Annotated in this window: 22 protein-coding genes; 14 read left to right on the top strand and 8 right to left on the bottom strand. The window is 72.5% G+C overall.

All coding sequences use genetic code 11. From position 1 onward, the window contains the following. Nucleotides 1–36 precede the first annotated feature (36 nt). Nucleotides 37–771: a carbonic anhydrase gene (locus ABZ794_RS06220; RefSeq protein WP_210782869.1), complete on the bottom strand. Its 735-nt coding sequence runs from the start codon at nt 769–771 to the stop codon at nt 37–39. A 226-nt stretch (nt 772–997) separates the two neighbouring features. Here ABZ794_RS06220 and ABZ794_RS06215 point away from each other — a divergent pair, with 226 nt between their 5' ends. Continuing rightward, a complete protein-coding gene (locus tag ABZ794_RS06215) occupies nt 998–1,333 on the top strand; it encodes a MarR family winged helix-turn-helix transcriptional regulator (protein WP_210782867.1) in 336 nt (111 codons plus the stop codon). Nucleotides 1,334–1,384: 51 nt separating this feature from the next. After that, nucleotides 1,385–2,614, top strand: a complete 1,230-nt coding sequence (mycP, locus tag ABZ794_RS06210) for a type VII secretion-associated serine protease mycosin (protein WP_307850505.1) — start codon at nt 1,385–1,387, stop codon at nt 2,612–2,614. A gap of 102 nt (nt 2,615–2,716) precedes the next feature. On the opposite strand, the gene ABZ794_RS06205 is transcribed toward mycP, so the two are convergent. The 3 genes from ABZ794_RS06205 to eccCa all read right to left on the bottom strand — a co-directional run bounded on the left by ABZ794_RS06205 (nt 2,717) and on the right by eccCa (nt 7,501). Further along, on the bottom strand, nt 2,717–2,995 hold the full coding sequence (locus tag ABZ794_RS06205; protein ID WP_030329555.1) for a WXG100 family type VII secretion target: 279 nt from the start codon (nt 2,993–2,995) through the stop codon (nt 2,717–2,719). A 25-nt stretch (nt 2,996–3,020) separates the two neighbouring features. Then, nucleotides 3,021–3,329, bottom strand: coding sequence for a WXG100 family type VII secretion target (locus tag ABZ794_RS06200; protein ID WP_030329557.1), 309 nt, complete (start codon nt 3,327–3,329; stop codon nt 3,021–3,023). A gap of 206 nt (nt 3,330–3,535) precedes the next feature. After that, nucleotides 3,536–7,501 carry a type VII secretion protein EccCa gene (eccCa, locus tag ABZ794_RS06195; RefSeq protein WP_266303814.1) on the bottom strand — a complete coding sequence of 1,322 codons (3,966 nt, stop codon included), beginning with the start codon at nt 7,499–7,501 and terminating at the stop codon, nt 3,536–3,538. A 166-nt stretch (nt 7,502–7,667) separates the two neighbouring features. On the opposite strand from eccCa, the gene eccD reads away from it, so the two are divergent. Then, nucleotides 7,668–9,065 carry a type VII secretion integral membrane protein EccD gene (gene eccD, locus ABZ794_RS06190; protein ID WP_266303815.1) on the top strand — a complete coding sequence of 466 codons (1,398 nt, stop codon included), beginning with the start codon at nt 7,668–7,670 and terminating at the stop codon, nt 9,063–9,065. A 22-nt stretch (nt 9,066–9,087) separates the two neighbouring features. Here the strand turns inward: eccD and ABZ794_RS06185 are convergent, their stop codons facing one another. Continuing rightward, nucleotides 9,088–10,275 carry a type VII secretion protein EccE gene (locus ABZ794_RS06185; RefSeq protein WP_357514489.1) on the bottom strand — a complete coding sequence of 396 codons (1,188 nt, stop codon included), beginning with the start codon at nt 10,273–10,275 and terminating at the stop codon, nt 9,088–9,090. A gap of 163 nt (nt 10,276–10,438) precedes the next feature. Here ABZ794_RS06185 and eccB point away from each other — a divergent pair, with 163 nt between their 5' ends. From eccB to ABZ794_RS06145, 8 genes are all read left to right on the top strand, one after another. After that, complete coding sequence (gene eccB / locus ABZ794_RS06180) at nt 10,439–12,034, top strand: type VII secretion protein EccB (RefSeq protein WP_210782857.1); 1,596 nt, start codon at nt 10,439–10,441, stop codon at nt 12,032–12,034. 46 nt (nt 12,035–12,080) lie between these two features. Next, the gene (locus ABZ794_RS06175) at nt 12,081–12,491 is read left to right on the top strand and encodes a hypothetical protein (RefSeq protein WP_238690716.1); all 411 of its coding nucleotides are present in this window, start codon (nt 12,081–12,083) and stop codon (nt 12,489–12,491) included. Then, nucleotides 12,484–13,755 carry a WXG100 family type VII secretion target gene (locus ABZ794_RS06170; protein ID WP_210782855.1) on the top strand — a complete coding sequence of 424 codons (1,272 nt, stop codon included), beginning with the start codon at nt 12,484–12,486 and terminating at the stop codon, nt 13,753–13,755. Before ABZ794_RS06175 ends, ABZ794_RS06170 begins: the two co-directional genes overlap by 8 nt. 207 nt (nt 13,756–13,962) lie before the next feature. Further along, nucleotides 13,963–14,337 (top strand): hypothetical protein, encoded by a 375-nt coding sequence (locus ABZ794_RS06165; RefSeq protein WP_210782853.1) that lies wholly within the window; start codon nt 13,963–13,965, stop codon nt 14,335–14,337. A gap of 157 nt (nt 14,338–14,494) precedes the next feature. Then, complete coding sequence (locus tag ABZ794_RS06160) at nt 14,495–15,313, top strand: hypothetical protein (RefSeq protein WP_210782851.1); 819 nt, start codon at nt 14,495–14,497, stop codon at nt 15,311–15,313. A 33-nt stretch (nt 15,314–15,346) separates the two neighbouring features. Further along, a complete protein-coding gene (locus ABZ794_RS06155) occupies nt 15,347–15,688 on the top strand; it encodes a YkvA family protein (protein WP_124859157.1) in 342 nt (113 codons plus the stop codon). 31 nt (nt 15,689–15,719) lie between these two features. After that, nucleotides 15,720–16,127 (top strand): TIGR03618 family F420-dependent PPOX class oxidoreductase, encoded by a 408-nt coding sequence (locus ABZ794_RS06150; RefSeq protein WP_210782850.1) that lies wholly within the window; start codon nt 15,720–15,722, stop codon nt 16,125–16,127. Between the two features lie 224 nt (nt 16,128–16,351). After that, nucleotides 16,352–16,996 carry a C39 family peptidase gene (locus ABZ794_RS06145; RefSeq protein ID WP_210782848.1) on the top strand — a complete coding sequence of 215 codons (645 nt, stop codon included), beginning with the start codon at nt 16,352–16,354 and terminating at the stop codon, nt 16,994–16,996. Nucleotides 16,997–17,006: 10 nt separating this feature from the next. Here the strand turns inward: ABZ794_RS06145 and ABZ794_RS06140 are convergent, their stop codons facing one another. Then, nucleotides 17,007–18,416, bottom strand: coding sequence for an FUSC family protein (locus tag ABZ794_RS06140; RefSeq protein WP_357514486.1), 1,410 nt, complete (start codon nt 18,414–18,416; stop codon nt 17,007–17,009). An 84-nt stretch (nt 18,417–18,500) separates the two neighbouring features. On the opposite strand from ABZ794_RS06140, the gene ABZ794_RS06135 reads away from it, so the two are divergent. After that, nucleotides 18,501–19,106 carry a hemerythrin domain-containing protein gene (locus tag ABZ794_RS06135; RefSeq protein ID WP_210782846.1) on the top strand — a complete coding sequence of 202 codons (606 nt, stop codon included), beginning with the start codon at nt 18,501–18,503 and terminating at the stop codon, nt 19,104–19,106. Nucleotides 19,107–19,176: 70 nt separating this feature from the next. Here the strand turns inward: ABZ794_RS06135 and ABZ794_RS06130 are convergent, their stop codons facing one another. Then, nucleotides 19,177–19,359 (bottom strand): antitoxin, encoded by a 183-nt coding sequence (locus tag ABZ794_RS06130; RefSeq protein WP_210782845.1) that lies wholly within the window; start codon nt 19,357–19,359, stop codon nt 19,177–19,179. Between the two features lie 201 nt (nt 19,360–19,560). On the opposite strand from ABZ794_RS06130, the gene ABZ794_RS06125 reads away from it, so the two are divergent. Continuing rightward, entirely contained in the window at nt 19,561–20,661 is a 1,101-nt protein-coding gene (locus ABZ794_RS06125) for an AI-2E family transporter (RefSeq protein ID WP_357514483.1), read from the top strand. Here ABZ794_RS06125 and ABZ794_RS06120 read toward each other — a convergent pair whose 3' ends face one another. Then, nucleotides 20,662–21,312, bottom strand: a complete 651-nt coding sequence (locus tag ABZ794_RS06120; RefSeq protein WP_210782842.1) for a dienelactone hydrolase family protein — start codon at nt 21,310–21,312, stop codon at nt 20,662–20,664. Nucleotides 21,313–21,503: 191 nt separating this feature from the next. On the opposite strand from ABZ794_RS06120, the gene ABZ794_RS06115 reads away from it, so the two are divergent. Further along, entirely contained in the window at nt 21,504–21,698 is a 195-nt protein-coding gene (locus ABZ794_RS06115) for a hypothetical protein (RefSeq protein WP_091395197.1), read from the top strand. Nucleotides 21,699–21,831: the final 133 nt, after the last annotated feature.

Raw genomic sequence — 21,831 nt, 5'->3', positions numbered from 1 at the left:
GGCCGTTCCGCGTGACGCGGAGCGGCCCTCGTCGCGTCAGACGGTGGCAGGCGCGGCCGGTTCGGTCGACTCGGTCGAGGCCGGGGGCTCCAATGTCGCGAAGCCGGCCGGTACGGCGGCCACCGTGCGCACCGCTCCGGCGGCCAGCCGGTAGGACACCCCCACCACCGCGCACCGCCCCCGCGCCACCTCGTCGGCCAGCACGGGCGACTGCCCGAGCAACGTCTCGACGGTCTGGGCGATGTGGATGTCGACGATGCCGTCGATGTCGTCCACGCCCTCGGACGTGGCGCGGCGCAGGCTGGGCAGCACGGCGTCGACCACCGCGCGCAGATGGCCGCTCGACGCGGTACCGGTCGCGGCGGACTCCCGGGCGGCCTGCACCGCACCGCAGGAGTCGTGGCCGAGCACCACCACCAGCGGGGTGCCGAGCACTGTCACCGCGTACTCGACGCTGCCGAGCACCTCGGGGCCGGCGGTGTGCCCGGCGGTGCGAACCACGAACAGGTCGCCCAGGCCCCGGTCGAAGATGATCTCGGCGGCCAGCCGCGAGTCGGAGCAGCCGACGATCACCGCGAACGGGTGTTGCCCGTCGGCCACTGCGGCCCGGTGCCCGGCATCCTGGTTGGGGTGGCGTGGGGCGCCATCGACGAAGCGCCGGTTGCCGGCGACCAGCTCGGCGTACGCCCGGGTCGGCTCGCTGAGCGCGGTGGCCCGGTCGGTGGTCCGCTGCGGACCCGGCTGACCGCCGGAGCTCCCGGTATGACTCATCCCGCACCTCGTCTCGACGCATCTGACCTGGTCAAACCGGCTCTCCGCCGGCCGGGCGGCGGGCGCTGGCTCGCGCTCCACCGTCACACGCACCGTAAGATGCGTCAAGGTATGCGTGATTTAGATTTCATACGTTGACTCCGACCACCCCCTGGGCAACCGTCCCGGGGCACGGCGGACCAGACTCTCGCGAGGGCAGACGGACATCCGGAAAGGCGGTAACACGATGGCGAGCACGGTGACGGACGACACCGGCGGCGGGCGGAACTGGACGTTCCTCACCAATCACGGACACGTCCTGCTGGCCATCGCCCGCGATCCGACGGCCCGGCTGCGCGACGTCGCGGCCGAGGTCGGAGTGACCGAACGGGCCGCGCAGGCGATCGTCGCCGACCTGGAGGCGGGCGGTTACCTGCACCGCACCCGGGTCGGGCGACGTAACGAATACACCCTCAACCCGGCCGGCCGGTTCCGGCACCCCGCCGAGGCCGACCGGCAGGTCGGCGACCTGCTCGCGCTGTTCGCCGACGCTTCCACCGCGAAGGCGGAGCCCGGGGCCTGACCCTGCTCACCGGGGGCCGCTGACCGACGGCCACGGCGGTAACCTTTGCGGGTGCGCGAATGCCCGCCGTTGAGCGCGACCCCGTCCCGCCGTGCCCTTCGCGGCGTCCTCAGTGGAACGCTGGCGGTCCTGCTCGGCGCCGGCCTGGTGGCACCCGCCCCCGCGACCGCCGCGCCGCCCCTCTGCGGTCCCACCGGCACCGACAGCCTGACCCAGGTGCCGTGGGCGCTCCGCCGGCTGGAGCCGTCCTCGGCGTGGCCGCTGTCCCGGGGCGCCGGGATCACGGTGGCCGTGATCGACTCCGGAGTCTCCGCCGCCCACCCGCTCCTCAAGGGGCAGGTGCTCGAGGGTCGCGACTTCAACGGTCTGCCGGCCCGCCAGGGCCAGTGCGACGAGGCCGGGCACGGCACGCTGATCGCCGGCATCATCGCGGGCCGGGAGGGCACCGTCGTCCCCTTCAGTGGCATCGCCCCGGCCGCCCGCATCCTGCCGATCCGGGTTCTGCCGCAGCTCGGCGCGGTCAACAACCCGCAACTCCCCGCGCAGATCGCCGCCGCCATCGACTGGGCGGTCGAGCAGGGCGCCGACGTGATCAACCTGTCCCTGACCACAATTCCCCGCCCCGAACTGACGGCGGCCGTCGAGCGCGCGCTGGCCAAAGGGGTGGTGCTGGTCGCCGCCGCGGGCAACCGGTCGGAAGACTCGCAGAACCTGCCGGGTTACCCGGCCGCGTACCCCGGGGTGATCGCGGTCGGCGGGGTGGACGAGCAGGGCGGCCACGTCGGCACCTCGATCAGCGGCGACTACGTCGACATCGCCGCACCCGGGATGAACATCGTCGGGCCGGCACCCGGAAACAGCGGCTACCGCACCGTGCCGGAGGGCGGCACCAGCTACGCCGCCGCGTACGTGTCGGGAGTGGCCGCGCTGGTCCGGGCCGCCTACCCCAGTCTCGACCCGCAGCAGGTCGCGGATCGGCTGAAACGCACCGCGGACAACCCACCCGAGGGTCAGAACGCCGACATCGGGCACGGGATGGTCAACCCGTACCGGGCGGTGTCGAGCCTGCTCGGCACCCGGTCGAACCCGCCGGCCGGCGCGCTCCCGGCACCCGCCGTACGGGACGACCCGCTGAGCTGGCAGCGCCCCATCGCGATCTGGGCGGCGGTCATCGGCGGGCTACTCGCCGGGTTGCTGCTGGTCGCGCGACCGATCACGGCCCTCGGCCGCCGACGCGACTGGCGCCCCGGCCGACGCACCGACGCGCCAACTGCCGGCTGAGCGGCGCACCGCAGCCCGGTCCCGGCGCCTACGGCAGCCAACGCCAGACACAGTGCGGCTCCGGGCCGGACGAACCGGACCGGAGCCGCTCGTGCGAATGCCTCAGCTCCACACCTTGGAGTTGCTCATCTCCGTGGTGAGGTAGTTTTCGCGGGCGATGCCCACGGCACCGCCGATCTCGTTCAGGATCCGGTTGATGTCCCGGACCGCCGCGTCCCACTTCGCCTGGTGCTGCTCGTAGGCAACCCGGTCCTCGCCGTCCCAGTGCAGCTTGGTCAGCATCGAGCGCAGCGTGTCAAGCTTTTCCTCGAGGGTCTTCGAGATGGCCTGCATCTGCTGGTTGCTGCTCTCGAGGACCGCATAGTCAACTTTGATCGTCACGATTTCCTCCTCTGCCGGCTACGGATCACGGGTTGAGAGCAGAGTGGAACTTGTCCAGCATCTGCTGCTGCTCTTCGTCGTTGACCTGGTGCGTCGTACCCGACTTGTCGAGCAGGTCAGCGATGCTGTCCATCGCCGTCAGCAGTTTGACGGTGTCCTCGTTCCAGCGCGTCATCAGCGACTGGAAGCCCGTGGACGCCTGACCCTTCCACGCGATGGCCAGGTCATCGACGACGTTCCACAGCTTCTTCAGCTCGCCGTCGACCTCGCTGCGCGTGGACCGCACGTCACTCGCGGCGGTATGCAGAGTCGCAGCTTCGACCTCGAACGCCATGCTTCACACCCTTCCGTCTGTTGTGGTGGCGGCTTCGCCGCACCCCTCCCCCGCGGCAAGGCAGCAACACCCCACCGACGGACACTCCTGTGAAGACCGTAGCGGAACGTGTCCAGCCCTCGCAGCCCTGACCGGCGACGTTCGATGGATGATGGTGAATCGGGCCGGAACGGCCCACCACCCCCCTGCCGAACGACCGACAGCGCTCAGGTTGGTTCGGACCAGGCGGTCTGAATCAGCTGCTGGCCGTCACGACGGCGGACCAGGGTGCCACGGCCGGGCGGTTGCGGGCTCGGCCGCAACGTGCCGAAGACCGCGCCCTCCTCCCGGTTTCCGGACATCAGCAGGCCCGGCGAGTCCAACTCCCGCAGTCGTTGCAGCACCGGCTCGTACAGCGCCCTGGACACACCACCGACCCGGCGCGTGACGATCAGGTGCAGACCGATGTCGCGGGCCTGCGGCAACAGCTCGTGCAGGGCGCTCAGCGGGTTGCTGCCGCCCGAGGCCACCAGGTCGTAGTCGTCCACCAGGATGTACAGGTCCGGACCCTTCCACCAGCTCCGATCACGCAGCTGGGCGGTTGTCACGTCCGGGCCGGGCAGTCGGTTGGAGAGGGCGCTGCGGATCGACCCGAGCCCCTGGGCGAACGCCTGGTTCGACGGGGCGTAGTCGAGCAGGTGGTCACCCTCCACCGCCCCCAGCAGGCCACGCCGGTAGTCGGCGATCACCAGCCGGGCCTGCGCAGGCGTGTACCGCTCGGTGATCCCCCGGGCGATCAGGCGCAGCAGGTTGGTCTTGCCGCACTCCGCGTCGCCGAAGACCGTCAGGTGCGGCTCGTTGGCCAGATCCAGGTAGACCGGCGCGAGTGCCGACTCGTTGACACCGATCGGGAGACCGGGTGCCGACCGGTCGATGATCCGGGCCAGCTCCGCCACCGGCAGCCGGCGCGGAAGCAACCGTACCTTCGGCGCCGGGCGCCCCGGCCAGTTCGCCGCCACGTGCCCGGCCAGGGACAGCGACGCCTCGCTCAGATCGTCGATGTCGCGACGGCCGTCGATCCGCGAGATGGCGGTGAGGAAGTGCAGCTTGTCGCGGGTCAGGCCACGACCGGGCGACTTCTCCGGTACGTTGTTCGCCGCCCGACGGTCGATCTCGGACTCCGACGCGTCGCCGAGGCGCAGCTCCAACTTGGTGCCGAGCAGATCCCGCATGTTGATCCGGATCTCCGCCCACCGTACGGCGGTGAGCACCACGTGCACACCGAAGCCGAGGCCCCGGTTGGCCAACGTGGTGATGGTCTGCTCCAGCTCCTCGTACTCCTGGCGCAGGGTGTTCCACCCGTCCACCACCAGGAACACGTCGCCGAACGGGTCGTCGGCGAACTCGCCGGCGGCACGGCGACGGCGGTAACTCGCCACCGAGTCGATGCCGTGCTGGGCGAAACGAGCCTCCCGCTCGTCCAGGACGGCGACCACCTCGGCCACCGTCCGGCGGACCGCCTCGACGTCGCGTCGACCGGCCACCCCGGCCAGGTGCGGCAACCGCTCCATGCTGCGCAGCGCGCCCCCGCCGAAGTCCAGGCAGAAGAACTGCACCTCCCGCGGAGTGTGCGTGAGCGCCAGCGAGGCCAGCAGCGTACGCAGCATCGTGCTCTTGCCACTCATCGACCGACCGACGATGACCACGTTGCCGCCAGCCCCGGCCAGCTCGACCATCATGGGGTCCCGGCGCTGCTCGTAGGGACGGTCCACCACACCGACCGGCACCGTCAGTCGCCCGCGCCCGGGCCAGGAGGCGGTGCACAACCCATAGGTCGGGTCCACCGCCAGCGGACCGAGCAGCTCACCCAGGCCCGGCGGGTCGGCAAGCGGCGGCAACCACACCTGGTGCGCCGGGCGGCCCCGGCCCTTGAGCTGGTCGATCAGCACGTCGAGCATCGCGACGGCCTTGCCGTCGGCCGGCTGCTCCGGCTCCGGAGCGGTGGCCACCGGCACCTGCGGGACCTGCACCGGAACGAAGTCGAGACCGTACGGCACGATCCGCCGCTGCACCAACGCCTGCGAGGCGGACGCCTGCTGCCCCGGCGCCCGGTACGCCCCCGACACGTACGCGGCCCGGAACCGCAGCATGGTGCTGGTGTCCGTCTTCAGGTAGCCGTGGCCCGGCGCGTTCGGCAGCTCGTACGCGTCCGGTACGCCGAGCACGATCCGGCTCTCCACAGCGGAGAACGTCCGCAGACCGATCCGGTACGACAGGTGCGTGTCGAGGCCCCGCAGCTTGCCCTCTTCGAGGCGCTGGCTTGCCAGCAGCAGGTGCACGCCGAGGGACCGACCCAACCGGCCGATCATCACGAACAGGTCGATGAAGTCCGGTTTGGCGGCGAGCAGCTCGCTGAACTCGTCACAGATGATCAGCAGGCTAGGCATCGGCGCCAGCGGCTCACCGGCCGAGCGCGCCTTCTCGTACTCGAAGCGGGAGACGTAGTTGCCGGCCGCCCGCAGCAGTTCCTGCCGGCGCACCATCTCGCCGGCGAGCGCGTCGCGCATCCGGTCGACGAGCGGCAACTCGTCGGCCAGGTTGGTGATCACCGCGCTGGTGTGCGGCAGGGCCTCCAGCGAGGCGAAGGTCGCGCCGCCCTTGAAGTCGACCAGGACGAAGTTCAGTTCCTCCGACGAGTGGGTCACCGCCAACGCGGCCACCACCGTACGCAGCAGCTCGCTCTTGCCGGAGCCGGTCGCACCGATCACCAGACCGTGCGGGCCCATGCCCTCGTGCGCCGACTCCTTGAAGTCGAGTTCGACCACGTTGCCGTCCGGGCCGACGCCGAGCGGGATGCGCAGCCGGTCGCGGTGCCCACGCGGGCGCCAGGTGTTCTGCACGTCCACCGCCGCGGCGTCACCGACGCCGAGCAGATCCGGCAGCTCCGTGCTGCGGGCCAGCGGCTCGTCGCCGCCGGTCTGCTGCTGGGAGAGCCGGAAGGGGGCGATCTGTCGGGCCAGCCCCTCCGCGGCCTCGGCGCTGAGCCGGTCGGGCCGACCCAGCGTCGACGACGAGCTGCCCCGGACCAGGTCGAGTGAACCTCCGTCATTGACATCGAGGCAGAGCAGCCAGCGGCCGGCGTCGCGTGGCACCGTCCCGGAGAGGTCGATCACTGTGGCGCCGAGCAGCCCTGGACCAACCAGCTGACAGGTCGGTGAGATCTCCCCGCCGTCGATCACCACGACCAGGTGCGGGGCGGTGGTGAGCGGCTTGGCCTCCGGCGCGAACCGGGGCCGCCCGGCCAGCTCGGCGGCGAGCGAGGCCTCGGCCTCGGCCAGGCTGGCGAAGACCAGGCGGCGCGCGCCGGCCGCGTCCGTACGACCGCTGTGGTGGGCGTGTGGCAGCCACTTCACCCAGCCCCAGGAAGACTGCCGGTCGGGTGCGGCGACCACCGCGATCACCAGGTCGTCCGGTGCGTGGAAGGTGGCCAGCTGCCCCAGCGCCGCCCGGGTCAGGTCGAGCACCGGCTCGCGGTCGCCGCGCAGCACCACCCGACTGAACGCGCGAACCGACAGCGCCGTCGGCAGTTCGGGCACAGTGGAGTGTGCCCGGACGAACCGACGAAGCGCGATGGCGCTCATCGGCTCCAGGTCCTCCACCGGCTTCGTCTCCGGTGGAACGATCTCCACGGCGAGCCGCTGCGGGCCGAGGGCGATCCGGGTCTCGCCGAAATCGTCCTCGGTGATCCGCCGCTCCCAGAGTCGCCGGGACGCGGCGATCGACCAGAGCGCGTCGGGCTCCGGGTGCCGCCAGGCCATCGCGGCCCGCTGCTGCTCGGCGGCACGGCGGGTGCGCTTGCGCATCTGCGCCAGGTAGCGCATGTAGTCGCGGCGATCAGCGTTCAGCTCCGCCTTGTCCTTGCCACCGCTGTTGGCCAGCGAGCCGATCGCCATGCCGAGCATCGAGACACCGAACAGACCACCGGCGACGTAGGTCATCATGCCGCCGCCCTTGCCGGCGTAGAGGAACGCCATGGCACCGACCCCGCAGAACATCGGCAGGATCATGAGTAGCTGCCCCATCCCGCGGGGCGTCGGCTCGGGCAGCTCGGGAGGCGACTCCAGCAGCACCTCGCCGCGCGGTAGGGCCGGCCCCGGCTGACGCGGGAGCCGGCGGAACACCACAGTGCTCACGGCTGTCTCCTCCCCAGAAGCGGCCCTGATGACGTGCGGCCCGCGGAACACCGCCCGCGGGTGGGCATCGTACGTGCCGTCATCGTAGGTAATCTGCCGTGTGCGCGGTGGACCCGGACCGCAGCATTCCAGCCAGCCGATCACAGACGCACACCTGGAGGCCACTGTGGCGACGAAGACGGCGACCGGTGGTCTCAGCCGAATCACCATCGTGGCTCCGCGTACCCGGATGGATCTGGCGCTGCCGTCGGACGTGCCGTTGGCCGACTTGCTCCCCACCCTGCTGCGCTACGCCGGTGAGGACATGGCCGACGAGGGCGCGCGGCACGGCGGATGGGCACTGTCCCGATTGGGCGGTGCGCCCCTCGACGGTGGTCGTACCGCGGCGCAGCTCAGTGTCCGCGACGGTGAGGTGCTCTACTTCAACCCCCGCTCCGACGCCGCACCGGAGATCGTCTTCGACGACGTGGTGGACGCGGTCGCCACCGCTACCAACCAGCGCCCCGGCGCCTGGCAGGTCGGCGCGACCCGCTCCTTCGCTGTGGTCTTCGCGGCGGCGGCGTTCGGCGCCGGCGCGCTGGCTGCCCTCTTCGCTGGTCCGCCCCACCTGCCCGGCGCGTTGGCCGCGCTGCTGGTAGCGGTGGCGCTGCTGGTGGGCTCGGCGGTGCTGTCCAGGGCCGCCGGTGACAGCGGCATCGGCTCGGTGCTGGCCCTGGTCGCCCTGGTGCACGCGGCCACCGGTGGCCTGCTGCTGCTCGCCGGTGATCGAGCGCTGACCGACCTGGCCAGTCCGCATGTCCTTGTCGCGGCGACCGCTGCGGTGGTGGCCGGCGCGGTGGCCGTGCTGGCGGTCGGCGACCGGTACCCCCTCTTCTTCGCGGCGATCGGTGTCGCGGCCGCGACCGGCCTGGGCGCGGTGCTCTGCCTGGCCCTCGGCCTCGACGCGGCGGCCTCCGCCGCGGTGGTGGCGGCTGTCGCGTTCGGCGTGGTGCCGGCGCTGCCGATGATGGCCTACCGGCTGGCCCGGCTGCCGGTGCCGTCGATTCCGACCGGCCCGGAGGACCTGAAGACCGACAGCGAGTCGGTGGACGGCAGGCAGGTGCTCCAGCAGAGTGAGCGCGCCGACCAGTTCCTCACCGGTCTGCTGTGGACGGTGTCGCTGCTGGTGCTGGGCGCGCAACTCGTGCTGGCCCTGGACGGGCGCCTGCCCGCGGTGCTGCTGTGCCTGGTGCTGGCCCTGCTGGCGCTGCTGCGGGCCCGCCCCCTCCTGGGCCGGGCCCAGCGCACCCCGGTGCTGCTGGCAGGCACCGTGGGTCTGGGCCTGGCCGCCGCGACCACGTTCGCCGGTGGGTCGCTGCCGGTCCGGCTCGGCCTGATCCTGGGCGGTCTGGTGCTCGCCGCGGTGATCAGCCTGATCTACGGTCTGACCGTCGCCGGCAAGCGCATCTCGCCGGTCTGGGGTCGCCTGCTCGACATCGCCGAGATCCTGCTCATCATCTCGCTGGTGCCGCTCGCCTTCTGGGTCTGCGGCCTCTACGGCTGGATCGTCAACCTCCGACCCTGACCGCGCGCCGCCGCCGCACCGGTCAGCGCGACCGCGGACCGGCGGAGACGCCCAGCGCCGACGCGACCGGAGCGGTCGCGTAGACGCCCGGAGCATGCTGGCCGTCCATCGGCCGGGTGGACGCGCCGACCCGGCCGGCGACCTCACGAACCACCTTGACCAGGGCCTCGACGTGGTTGTCCATCGCGGCGACCCGCAGCAGCGGTGCCGCCACCCGACCGTCCGACGAGACGGTCACGGCCACCGTGTGCGACGGCGCCGAGGTCGCGGTGATCGCGTCGACCAGCGGACCGAGCTGCGCGTCGAAGCGGCCCCGCAGCGCCATGCAGCGGTGCGTCCAGCCGCCGCCCCGCAACCCACGCCAACTCTCCGCCGGCGCCTCGGGCACCAGGTCCAGACCGGCGGCCGAGACGATGGCGGCCCGTAGCTCCTCCCGGCCCAGCGGGCGATGGGCCAGCCCCGCCGAGGTCAGCGCCTTGCCGAGCCGGCCGATCCCGGCCGCCACCGTCCGGTGTACGCCGGTCAACCCGCCGCCCCGGCTCACCGCCTCGACCCGGGCGTCCCGGACGGTGAGCCGCACCGCCACCCACACGGTCCGGTGGGCCGCCGGCGGCGCACCGGGCGCCGGGTACCAGACCAACGTGTGCGCGACGACCTGAGCCCGGGAGACCGGGGCGCTGAAGTCCGCGAGCACCCGCAGCGCGTGGTCCACAGCGGCGGCGTCGACGGAGCCGACCGCCGCACCGGTCGCGGACTGCAGGGCGACGGCGGCGAACCAGCCCTGGTCGTCACGCCCGATGCCGAGCCGGGTGCCTCGGTCGGTCAGCTCGATGACGCTCAGCTCGGGAGCGAGCGCAGCCAACCTCGGGTCGGTCGCCGTACCGCTGGCCAGCGCGGCCGACGCCCGTTCGCCGCGTCGCCGCAACCGCTGGCGCAGCAGCAGGTCCTCGAACCACCAGCGGCCACCCCGACGGGCGAAGGCGGCCAGGACCACCAGCAGCGCCGCGGCAGCCGCCGCGGCGAGCACCCAGCTGGGTCCGGCGGTGGCGGCCCAGACGCCGACCACGCACAACTCGAGTACGACGAGCTGCCCGACCAGCACGGGGCCGACCCGCCCACGGCCGGGCCGCTCGGCCGGGGGCACCGGCCGGGTCGGAACGTCGACAGGGTCCGTGACCGCTCGGGCGGGTGGCGCCTGAACCTGCGTCATCGCTGACTGTCCCTCCTGCACGGTACGACTCTGCGCCGGGTCTCCTCCGGTGCCGGCCACGAGCGGTGGTCCCAAGGAACCACCGTCGGCCCCTTATCGTAGGGAAGCCCGCGACGGCACCCCGACCCTGATCGTCGCGGATCCACCCCGCCGGAGGTAAGTCATGCGGACCCGCCGCGATCAGGTGCAGGCGTACCGCTTCGTCACCCGCCGCATCGTCTCCGCCTTGCTGTCGGGCGACCCGGAGACCACCAACCTGCCGATGCGACGGCTCGGCATGGCTGTTTTCGGCAGTGTCCTCACCGCGGCCATCGTGCTCGGCGGGGTGGGCGCCTACGGCCAGTTGACCGGTGGCGCGGCGCCGCTGGACGACCAGACCCTGGTCATCGAACGGGAGACCGGCGCCACGTACGTGTTCATCGAGGGCAAACTGCACCCGACGCTCAACTACACCTCGGCGCGCCTCATCGTGAACGACGCGAGTGCCCAGGTGCGGACGATGTCTCAGGCGTCGCTGCGGGACCGGCCCCGTGGCGTCACCGTCGGCATCGTCGGGGCACCGGACGCCCTGCCGGACCGCAAGTCGCTGACCGGCCTGCCCTGGTCGGTCTGCGACGTGCCCGACCCGGTCGACCGGCAGCGGTCCAGCACCCGGCTGGTGATCGACCGGGCGCTGCCCGGCGGCACGCCGTTGGGTGACCGGGCGGTGCTGGTCTCGGTGAACGACCAGCGGTACCTGGTCACCAACAACACCCGACTCCAACTGCTCGACCCGTCCCGCACGATCACGGCGCTGCGGATGGCCGGCACCGAGCGACTTCAGGTCGGGCAGCAACTGCTCAACGCCGTGCCGGCCGGGCCACCGCTGCGCCGGCCGTCGCTGCCCGGTGAGGGCGAGCCCAGCAGTCGCACGGTGGCCGGGCAGAGGCACGACGTCGGTTCGGTGTTCAAGGCCGCCGGGCGGCACTACGTGCTGACCCGGGACGCTCTCGTCTCGATCAGTGAGATCACCGCTCTGCTGCTCGTCAGCAGCGGCGGTCGGATCACCGACATCACCCCGAACCAGGCAAGCGAGGCGTTCGAGGAGCGGCGGATCGAGGAGGAGGGGGTGCCCCCGACGATGCCCGCCCTCTACCCGGCCCAGCCCGGTCAGACCACGCTGTGCGCGACGTACCGCAAGGGCAGCGCTGGCGGCCCGCCGACCACCACCCTGGAGGTCTTCGACCGGGTGCCGAGCGAGTTGACCGACAGTGATCCGGGCCTGGTGCCGGTGCGCCAGACCAGGCGCGACGCCGTACGCACCGCCGAGGCGGTGCTGCTGCCCGGCGGCAAGGGTGTCATCGCGCAGGCGTCACCCGGTGCCGGGACCAGCGGGTCCGGGGCCGCCGGGTCGACGATCTACCTGATCAGCCCGCAGGGCATCCGGTATCCGCTCGGCTCGGCGGAGACACTGGACGTGCTCGGCTACGGCGGGATCACCCCGCTGGCGGTGCCCGGCTCCCTGCTCGCGCTGATCCCGACCGGGCCGACGCTGGACCGCGAGGACGCGTTCGCCGTCTTCACTGCCGACGGTCCGGCGCCGTCCGCACCACCGTCGGCCGCGCCGAGGTCGGGCTCACCATCCGCGGCGCCGCCCTCGGGCGCGCCGTCCGCAACGCCACCGTCGGGATCGTCGTCCGCGGCGCCACCGTCGGGGTCGACACCGTCGAGCGGCGGGACCGGCGGGGGGTCCACGGAATCGACCGGCGCCGACGGCTGAGCAGCTTCGACGGGTCGCCCGGAGTCGCACCGGTGGACTAACCTGGATGCCGCTGACGGTTGTCAACCAGAACGACGGGGATGTTGCCATGGCCGGGCGTACGGAAGTCGATCTGTTGTCCCTTGAGGACTTCCACGAGCACCTGGCGTCGCGGTTGAGCCAGGCCGAGTCGGTGCTGCGCAAGCTCAACACCGAGATGCAGTGCAGTCCTCCGGCGCTGGGCTCGTTCTTCGACGCCACCGACAAGGCGCGTCGCTACAGCGAGGTGCACCAGTCCTATGTCGACCAGGCCGAACGGATCCGGCAGGCGGTGCTGGCGGCGCAGCAGGCAACCAGCACGATCCTGAGCAACTACCGCACCGCCGAGGCGCGTAACGCGGCCAACGCCGACGATGTCACCGCCGCGCTGACCCCGGTCGACCGGGCGTTTCAGCCGAAGGAGGACGGGCGTGTCTGAATACACCCAGCGCTACCAGGGCAACAGCCACCAGCAGCTGTACGACGGCCTGATGGCGGGCAAGCCGGAGCAGATCGAGGGCGTGGCCACCCAGTGGGCCGAGCTCAAGGGCATCCTCGACGGCCTCGGCCGGGATCTGAGCGGCGACCTCGACAAGCTGAGCAACACGTGGACGGGTTCGGCCGGTCGGGAGTTCCATCGGCGACTCAGCCTGATCGTCGCCCACACCGACGCGTTGGGCGAAGGGATGGCCGGCATCAAGCAGGGGTTGACCATGATGGCCGACCATCTGCGCGCCGCCCACAAGCAGGCCGAGAGCCCGGAGGAGACCGACGACAACGACAAGGCGATCGGCGGTGCGATCAAGGGTGGCGCGGTCTTCGGTCTGACCGGTCTGATCGTCGGGGGCATCGCGGGTCACCAGCAGGACAAGGCAGAGCAGGAGAAGGCCCACCAGCGGATGGTGAACCTGGTGGCCGGCCTGGCCAACAGTTACGAGATCTCGGCCTACGACCGGGTGGTCGAACCGCCCCCGCCCGACCCGGATACTCCGACCACCGCCCGCAAGGATCCGACGACGCCACAGAGTGTCTCGGCCATCGCCAGGGTGTCCGGCGGCCCCACCACCGGCGCTGACACCGCGCGCACCGGCGACGCGACCATCTCGTCGCCCGACCGCGTTGCCCAACTGCCGGGCGACGGTTCGACTCCGGGTGAGGTCGGCTCGGGCAGCGGTGGCAGCCCGGCTGTCGGCGCCGCGCCGATCGGCGCTGGCAGCGACCTCGGTGACCGCGGCACCTCCCTCGCCGGAGCCGACCCAATGGTCGGCGGCGCGCTGCTCGGCGGTGGTGCCGCCGGGCTGGTCGGGCTGTCCGGGCCGGCCGGCGCACCCGCTGCGGCGAGCACCGGTCCCGGCCTGCTCTACGGAGCACAGGGCGGGTCACCGGCCGGCGGGGTGTTGCGCAGCGGCGCGCTCGCGGGCTCGGGCAACGCGCCCCCCGCCTCGGCTCGACCGACCGGCGGTGGTGCGGCCCCGGCGGAGACCCGCGCCGCCAACGGGGTCGGGCGCAGCATCGACGGCCAGCGCGGTGGAAGCGGCGGACGCCCGGCCATGACCGGCGGCGGCCGGCCCGGCGTGCTCGGCGGGCAGGGTCGAGCGCAGGACGACGACTCCGACGAGCGGCTGACCTGGTTGACCGAGGACGAGATGGTGTGGCAGGGCGACGACAAGGCCGCACCTCCGGTGCTCGGCACCGGCGACTGATCACGGCTACCGCCGGCACGCACGCACCACCACCGGCGGAGCCACCAGGACGATGTGCGGTGCCCCCGATCGGACCCGATCCGATCGGGGGCACCGCCGTTCCAGGCCCTGGTCGGCGGCGTCCACAGTGCACATGGTGGTGGCGGTCACGCCCGCGCCGGACGTCGCCGTGCTGCGGTGGGCAGGAACGGGCGATAGGTTGGTCGGGTGTCATCCGCAGCGTTCGTCCGCCCAGCCAGGTGGGCTGTGCTGCGGTCACTGCGGGAACTGACCCGTCTGGCGGTCACCGCGCTGGTGCTCGCGGTCGGCCTCGGTGCCGCTCTCGCCGCGACCCCACCGCCCGTCCCCACGCAACTGCGGCCCAGTGCCGTGAGCAGCCGGGTGGCAAGTGTCCGCCCCGACGCCGGCCCGGCCATCGAGTGGGCCGGAAAGCCCGCTGTCGCCCCGCCGGCTGGCACGCGCGAAACCGCCACGGCTGATACCGCCACGGCGAACAGTCCGGTCGCGGCGGGCCCGGTGCACGTCCCGGCCATCGATCCCGGCCGTGGCTCTCCTGCACGACGCGGCCCACCCGCCCGCTGAGCCCGGCCCGGCGATCCCCGGGGCCCGATCCCGGCTGATCCTCCCGCACGGCACCTGAGTTTGCCGTCGACGGGATCATCCGGCCACCGGGCCGACCGGTGCTGCCGCGCCTTCCTGCCGCCCGTCGATACCCGCCTTCGACCGCGAGGTGCTGATCATGCAAACCATCCTCTCCGCCGTCCTGCCAGACCTTTCCCGGGCCGCCGTCATCTGGCTGAGCCTGCTCGGGGTGGTAGCCGTCGCTGTCTCCGCTCTCCTGCTGCGGCCCGGCCGGCTCCGCTTCGACCCGGGCTCCCGGATCCGCCGCGCCGCCATGCCGAGCCAACTTGAGCAGGCGCAGGAGGAGCGGGAGCAGAGCCGCTACGCGCAGGAGGTAGCGGTGGCCGCGGAGCGGGCGACCACCACAGTGCGGCGCCGCCGGGCGGAGTGGGTGGCCGCGCAGGAGGCGGTCGAGGCGGCCTGGCTGGCGTACGAGGCGGCCGAGGCTGGCGTACGGCGGCTCGACGCGGCAGCCGCGATGCCGCTGCCGCACACCGCACGCACCCCCGCCGAGTACGCGGACCGCGAGCGCTACCTGCACCGGGCGGCGCTGGATGCGTACTGGCGTCGGGAGCTGTCGGTGGAGCAGCTCAGCGACGTCTTCGCGCACCGCGACGGCTGGGACCCGCGACTGCACCCGGTCGAGCAGGAGCTGGTGCTCCAGCGGGCGATCCGGGACAACCTGGCGGCCCGGCACGCCGCAGCCCGCGAGCGGGAGCAGACCGCGTGGCGGGCGGCGGAGTTGGCGGTGGCCGCGGCTCGCAGTCTGCGCGAGGAGGCGCACGCCGCGACCGGAAGACGGGTCGCCGAGTCCGCGTCGGTGCTGCCGCTGAGCGAGGTTGCCCGACCGGTGGGCGCGCAGCCCCGGGAGAACGTCGAGCAGACCCGGGAGAACAAGGTGACCGCGCGCGGGCGGGCGACGGTGCCCGCGTTCTGAGCCGCGCGGGCCCGGGTGGGTTAGCGTGACGGCATGTCCCGACAGGCGTGGGTCCTCGTGGTGATCGCCAGCATCCTGGCGCTCGCCACACTGGTCGGTGCCGTGGTGCTGGCGGTGCGGGTGGTGCGTACCCGGCGGCTGCTGACCGGGCTGGGCGCGGGCGGCAAGGTCGCCTTCTACGGGGCGCTGATCTACACGATCTTCCCGGTCGACGTGCTGCCGGACCCGATCTACCTGGATGACATGGGGGTCCTGGCCGCCGCGCTGCTCTACCTGACCCGGCTGGTGCACCAACGTCGGGCGGCGGGTCGCCAGCTGCCCGGTCAGCCGGACGCCCCGCCGGATCGGGGCCAGGTGCGCCGCCGCGTGCCATGATCGGGGTCGGTTCGGCGGACAGGGGACGGGCATGACGGGCGATCATCGGTTTGACCTGCACGATGAGCGGGTTGTCGCCTTCTGCGCCGAACGGCACCTGGCGACGCTGACCACCCTTCGGGCGGACGGCACCCCGCACGTCGTACCGGTCGGGGTGACTCTGGACCCGGCGGCCGGCCTGGCCCGCGTCATCACCTCCGGCGCCTCCCGAAAGGCCCGTCAGGTGGCGGCGGCCGGCGCGGCGGGCGCGGCGGTGGCCGTCTGCCACGTGGATGGCCGCCGCTGGTTGACCATCGAGGGTCGCGCGGTGCTGCGGTCAGATCCGGCCGCCGTGGCGGAGGCGGAGCGGCGGTACGCCGAGCGGTATCGGACACCCCGCCCGAATCCGGAGCGGGTGGTCATCGAGATCACCGTGACCAGGCTGTTGGGCAGCCTCTGAGCTGACAGTGTGTCCCCGATGACCGGTTCGGGTCGGGCAGGGATGCCGCGCGACGCCGGTGCGCGCAGCCGGCGGAATTCTCCGTGGAGCAGAGCGGTTACGCCCTCGGTACGCCCAGGGCCGAGACCACCGATGGTCGGCCCCCGTGTTGCGCCGAGCGCCATTCCCGGTGCTGCCGCCCTCCGCTGGCCGGAGGCGCCAACCCCCCGAACGGAGACTCGACCATGAACCCGATCGTCCAGAAGAGCGGTCTGTCCGTCGTCGGCCTGCTGGTCGCCGGCGGTTGCGCCCTCGGCCCGGCGGTGGCCGCGCAGGCCGCCCCGGCTCAGGCCGCCCCGGCCTCGTCGAGCCAGACCGACCGGCACGCCGAGCGGATCCTCGGCGTCGACTACCAGGCCCAGCCGAACTTCTACTACTGCGGCCCGGCGGCGACCCGGATCGCGTTGTCCGCCCAGGGCAAGGCACTCTCCCAGGACGAGGTGGCCCGGCTGCTCGGCACCACCGAGGCGGGTACCCCCTCGGCACTGGACACCACCCGGGTGCTGAACGAGTTGACCGGTGGCAAGTACCGGACCACCGAGATCCGTGATTCGGTGGCCCGTCCCGACCAGGTCGAGCAGCTGCGCCGTGACGTGCTGGCCGCTGTGGACGCCGGTCGCCCGGTGGTGGCCAACATCAAGGGCACGACAGTGGACACCGACGGCAACCCGCACTCGTACGAGGGTGGCCACTACCTGACCCTCGTCGGCTACCGCGACGGTGGTGACATGATCCGGGTCGCCGACCCGGCCGACCCGGCGTTGGGTGAGTACTGGATGAGCCTGCCGAAGGTCGCCAACTGGATCGCCGAGCGCGGCTACTCCTCCTGAGCATGACGGTTCACCGGGCCGGCCTCTCCCGTGCGGGGAGGCCGGCCCGTCCGTCGTCACGGGCCCGGGCGGCGAGGTGCGCGCGTCGACGGGCTCGGGCGGCCCGCGTCGGTCGGGCCCGGTGCAGTTGTCGGCGGAGCGGCGGGTGGATCTCCGCCTCGCCGGCTCCGGCCGCCCGGCGCACGATGCGGTTGGCGTCCTCGGGTTCGGAACCGGCGGCCCGGAGCAGGTCGCTGGCCGCGGTACGCAGTCCGGTGACGAGGGATTCGCCGAACGGCTTGACGCCGGTCGCGGAGGCCCGCCCGGCCAACTCTGCGCACTCCTCGATCAACTGGCGGGTGCGTCGGGGGTCGTCACCGACCCTGCACTCCACCCGCATCTCCGCCACCGCCTGACCCAACCGGGCCATCGCATCCGGCAGCTCCGGCGGAATCGGCTCGTCGTACTGCAACGCGGTGGTCGACCAGCGGGCCATGGCGCGGGTGTCCAGCAGCAGCCGCTCCAGGTGACCCGCGCTGCGGGCGTAACGGTGGTACTGCTGCCGACGGTGCCAGCGCACCGGGGCGATCGTCACCACCTCCTCGGCGCCGCTGAGCGCATCGTGCAACCGGCCCAGGTCGTCGTCGGTGCCGCGGAGCCGCTCCAGGACGCCCATGGTCCCGGCGCCGTCACGCTCGCGCAGCGCCCGCGCCAGCTCGGCGAGCTGCTCACAGAGGATCGTGAAGATCGGTGCCGCGGCGCGGTCCAGCACCCGCATCGGGTTGATCGGCAACAGGAGCGCGACCACCACCAGGCCGACCGCCCCACCGACGAGCGCGTCGAAGATCCGGGGCACCTCCAGGCCATGCTCCATTGGGGCCAGCGTGGCGATCAGCACGGCGGTACCGCCGGCCTGACCGACAAGCGGACCGCCCTTCCCCGCCACCAGCAACGCGGCGGCGATGGCCAGCGCGACCACCACGCCCGTCTGCCACGGGCCCGAGCCGAGCAGGAATCGCAGCGTGTCCCCGATGACGATGCCCAGGGCCACGCCGCCCAACAGCTCGAAGGTCCGGCGGGCCCGCTGCCCGATGGCGGTGGCGATCGTACCGACGGCGGCGGCGGGAGCGAAGACGTGCGATCCGGGGCCGAGCAGGTTCTTGGCGAGCAGGGCGGCGATGGCCGCGGCCAGCCCGGCCTGGATGGAGATCACCAGGGTGACCTCCCACTGCCGGGCCCGGACCCGGCCGGCCTGCCCACCACGGTGCCGCACCCGCCGGACCGTCCGCTCGGCGGTCTCGTCGAACCGCGACTGATCGCGGTCGGCGGTTGGGCGGTCGTCGGCCATGGAGGCGGTTACCCCGGCGGCGGCAGGGCAATCGCGGCGGCCGGGCACCACCGCCACCGCCATCGGGAGCACCATCGACACCGTCGGACGCATCGTCAACCGTAGGTTGGCGCAGCCCCGTGGGGGTACCAGAGCCACACACCTCCCACCGATCCGCAACCGGTAAGGGGCCGTGACATGACCAATCCATCGACCACGGACGACCACGATGCCGTCGACGTCCTGGTCTCCGATCATCGTGAGATCGAGGCGGTGCTCGTCGAGTTGGGGACCCGACAGGGCACCCCCGAGCACCGCCGGCGCCTCGCCGACGTGGTGATCGCCGAACTCGTCCGCCACTCGGCGGCCGAGGAGGCGTACGTGTATCCGGTCGCCCGGAAGGTGCTGCCCGACGGCAACGAGATCGCCGACCGGGAGATCGCGGAGCACGCTGACGCCGAGCGGACCATGAAGGAGTTGGAGTCCGTCGACCCGTCCGACCCCCGCTTCGACGAGCTGCTCGCCCAACTGACCAGCACCGTCCGACTCCACGTGGCGGACGAGGAGAAGGAGCTCTTTCCCCGGCTGCGCGCCGCGACGGCCCGCGAGGAGCTGGTCGAGATCGCTGCCCGGGTGACGGCGATCAAGGAGATCGGGCCGACCCGGCCACATCCCGGGAGCCCGGAGCGCCCGCCGGCGAACAAGCTGCTCGCCCCCGGCCTCGGTCTGGTCGACCGGTTGCGCGACGCGTTGAGCGGCCGGCTCACGTCGATGGACGAGCTACGCGACAAGCAACAGCGCTGACCCGCGCGTCACCCGGACCCGGCACTCCCGGGTCGCCGACGGCTCGGCGGCCCGGGAGGAGCGCGGCGGGTCAGCGGACCTGGTCGCCCTCACCGGTGCGCGCCTGGGCCTGGTCCACGCCCTTGTCGATCTGATCGCCGTACTTGCCGCCGGTGCGCTTGTCGGCCATGTCGCCGGCCTTCTCCGCACCCTGGTCGACCTGCTTGTCATGCTTGTCCGTGAAGTCCTTGGCCTTGTCCATGAAGTCACCCACGGCGTTCCTCCTCAGTCCGGTCCGTCCCCTTCGCGTTCCCTCGGCCGGACCACGCAAACGCCGCCGCTCCGGACGTGATTCGCGAACACCCACCCACGTCACTCCGGCCGACGTACGATCCGCGCGGGCGACGGCCAGCGATTCGGGTGTCGGGGCATGACTGACCGGGTACCGACCTCGTCGACATCGAGGAGGACCGACATGCCCGCAGAGGAACCCGGACCGACAGGCGGCCTCGGGCCGCGCCAGACCTGGGCGGCGCTGCCGTGGCTGGTCCGGACCGCTGTGTTGTGGAGCGCCTGCCTGGTGGTGATCGCCGCGGGGCTCTACCTGCTCGGCCGGATCGCCGTGCTGTTGGCGCCGCTGGCCATCGCGCTGGCCGCCACCATCTTCCTCACCGCGCTGCTCGATCCGGTCCTGCTGCTGCTGCGCCGGTTGCGCCTGCCGGCGGCGCTGGCCGCGCTCTGCACGGTACTGCTGCTGCTCGGCATCCTGGTCGGCGTCGGCGCCCTGGTGTGGAACCTGACCGCCAGCCAGTTCGATCAGCTCAGCCAGGAGTTGACGCAGGGGGTCGAACGCAGCCGGGACTTCGTGACGTCCACCCTGCCGGTCAGCGAGGCACAGCTGGACCGGCTGGTCGACCAGGCCCGGGAGGGGCTCAGTGGCACCTCACCGGACCCGGTGGCCGGCGCCCGGACCGCCACCGAGGTCTTCGGCTCCGCGCTGCTGGCTCTGGTGCTGCTCTTCTTCCTGCTCAAGGACGGCCGGTCCATGTGGCACTGGGTGCTGTCCCGGGTGTCCGGCCCGAACCAACCCGTGCTGGCCGAGGCCGGCCGGGCCGGTTGGCAGACGTTGGGTGCGTACAGCCGGGGCACCATGCTCATCGCCGCGATCGACGCGCTGGGCATCGGGCTTGCTCTCGTGGTGCTGCGGGTGCCACTCGCCCTGCCGCTGGCGTTGATCACGTTCCTCGGCGGGTTCGTGCCGATCATCGGGGCGACGGTGGCCGGTGCGGTGGCGGTGCTGGTGGCGCTGGCCGCGAACGGTCCCACCACCGCGCTGCTCACCCTCGCGGCGGTGATCGCCGTGCAGCAGATCGAGGGCAACCTGTTGGAGCCGCTGGTCATGAAGCGGCAGGTCCGACTGCATCCGGCGGTGATCCTGGTGGCGGTCACCGCGGGCACGTTGATCGCGGGCATCGCTGGCGCCTTCGTCAGCGTCCCGATCACCGCGGTCCTCTGGCGCGTCATCGACACCGTCCAACAACGCCGCTCGACCTCGGCTCTCCTGCCCTCGGACTGATCACCGACCGAGGTGCGTGGTGAACCAGGTGCCAGCCTGATCGGCGACCTGCTCAAGGGTGCCGGGCTCCTCGAAGAGATGGGTGGCGCCGGGGATCACCCGCAGCTCGCCGACCTCCCCCAACTCGGCCAGCGCCCGCTCGTTGAGCGTGATCACCTCTTCGTCGAGCCCGCCGACCAGGAGCAACGTCGGGGTACGCACCTGGGCCAGCGCGTTCCCGGCCAGGTCCGGCCGACCACCCCGGCTGACCACGGCGGCCACCCGATCGGCGCGGGACGACGCCGCGACCAGAGCAGCGGCAGCACCCGTGCTGGCCCCGAAAAGACCGATCGGCACATCGCCGGCGGGACGCTCGACGGCCAGCCAGTCGACGATCCCGGCCAGTCGGCTGGCCAGCAGCCCGATGTCGAAGCGCAGTTCGGCTGTTCGCGCGTCCACCTCGTCCTCGGCCGGGGTGAGCAGGTCCGCCAGGACCGTGCCGAGCCCACGGCCGTTCAGCGTCCGGGCCACCGCCACGTTGCGCGGGCTGTGCCGGGAACTGCCGCTGCCGTGCGCGAACAGCACCACGCCGACCGGCTGGGCGGGCAGCGTCAGGTCGGCGGAGAGTTGAGCGTCCCCGATCGGAATGGTCACGCTGCGCTGCTCGTCCATGCCCCCACCTCCGCGTACTCGCCGGTGGTCCGGGTACCCCGCCCGCCGCCGGGCACGCCCGCCGCGACGACGTTACCCCGGGCCGTGGGCCCGCCGCCGGGCCGCGTTTGCCCGCTGGGGCGTCGGGTACGCGACGAGCGACCGCAGACCGTGTCGGCGCAGCCGCGCCCCGACGGATCGCGAGGATCGCCATGGCCAAGCAGCAGATTTCCCGGCAGCAGCAGCTGACCGAGCGAACCCAGCGTGAACAGGACGCCGAGCGCAACCAGGACGTCGGGGACCAGGATTTCGGAGACCAGGCCGCTTCGGCCCGGCTGCCCGACGACCCGAAGGCGGCGGCGCCCCGGGACGCCATCGGGCGTCCGTCGACCGGCGAGCCGGTCTGAACAACCTTGACCGGCGAGCCGGTCTGAGCAACAGCGCGGGCGGGCGGGGCGGGAGCCAAACCACGGTCACCGACTCCGGGCGATTCGTTTACGACATCAGCTCCAAAGGGAGACCGGGGTGGGTGGTCGACCC

This window comes from Micromonospora sp. NPDC047187, assembly GCF_040643355.1.
Lineage (GTDB): Bacteria > Actinomycetota > Actinomycetes > Mycobacteriales > Micromonosporaceae > Micromonospora > Micromonospora salmantinae.
Note: the sequence above shows the minus strand (reverse complement) of the source record. Positions and strands in the feature narration are given on the sequence as shown.

Excerpts from the sequence above, each read along its gene's own strand:
- ABZ794_RS06125 (WP_357514483.1), top strand. The coding sequence starts at position 19,561 with ATGCCCGCAGAGGAACCCGGACCGACAGGCGGCCTCGGGCCGCGCCAG.
- ABZ794_RS06215 (WP_210782867.1), top strand. The coding sequence starts at position 998 with ATGGCGAGCACGGTGACGGACGACACCGGCGGCGGGCGGAACTGGACG.
- ABZ794_RS06145 (WP_210782848.1), top strand. The coding sequence starts at position 16,352 with ATGAACCCGATCGTCCAGAAGAGCGGTCTGTCCGTCGTCGGCCTGCTG.
- ABZ794_RS06135 (WP_210782846.1), top strand. The coding sequence starts at position 18,501 with ATGACCAATCCATCGACCACGGACGACCACGATGCCGTCGACGTCCTG.
- ABZ794_RS06155 (WP_124859157.1), top strand. The coding sequence starts at position 15,347 with ATGTCCCGACAGGCGTGGGTCCTCGTGGTGATCGCCAGCATCCTGGCG.
- ABZ794_RS06120 (WP_210782842.1), bottom strand. The coding sequence starts at position 21,312 with ATGGACGAGCAGCGCAGCGTGACCATTCCGATCGGGGACGCTCAACTC.
- ABZ794_RS06140 (WP_357514486.1), bottom strand. The coding sequence starts at position 18,416 with ATGCGTCCGACGGTGTCGATGGTGCTCCCGATGGCGGTGGCGGTGGTG.
- ABZ794_RS06160 (WP_210782851.1), top strand. The coding sequence starts at position 14,495 with ATGCAAACCATCCTCTCCGCCGTCCTGCCAGACCTTTCCCGGGCCGCC.
- eccB (WP_210782857.1), top strand. The coding sequence starts at position 10,439 with ATGCGGACCCGCCGCGATCAGGTGCAGGCGTACCGCTTCGTCACCCGC.
- ABZ794_RS06115 (WP_091395197.1), top strand. The coding sequence starts at position 21,504 with ATGGCCAAGCAGCAGATTTCCCGGCAGCAGCAGCTGACCGAGCGAACC.
- ABZ794_RS06175 (WP_238690716.1), top strand. The coding sequence starts at position 12,081 with ATGCCGCTGACGGTTGTCAACCAGAACGACGGGGATGTTGCCATGGCC.
- ABZ794_RS06150 (WP_210782850.1), top strand. The coding sequence starts at position 15,720 with ATGACGGGCGATCATCGGTTTGACCTGCACGATGAGCGGGTTGTCGCC.
- ABZ794_RS06220 (WP_210782869.1), bottom strand. The coding sequence starts at position 771 with ATGAGTCATACCGGGAGCTCCGGCGGTCAGCCGGGTCCGCAGCGGACC.
- ABZ794_RS06200 (WP_030329557.1), bottom strand. The coding sequence starts at position 3,329 with ATGGCGTTCGAGGTCGAAGCTGCGACTCTGCATACCGCCGCGAGTGAC.
- ABZ794_RS06185 (WP_357514489.1), bottom strand. The coding sequence starts at position 10,275 with ATGACGCAGGTTCAGGCGCCACCCGCCCGAGCGGTCACGGACCCTGTC.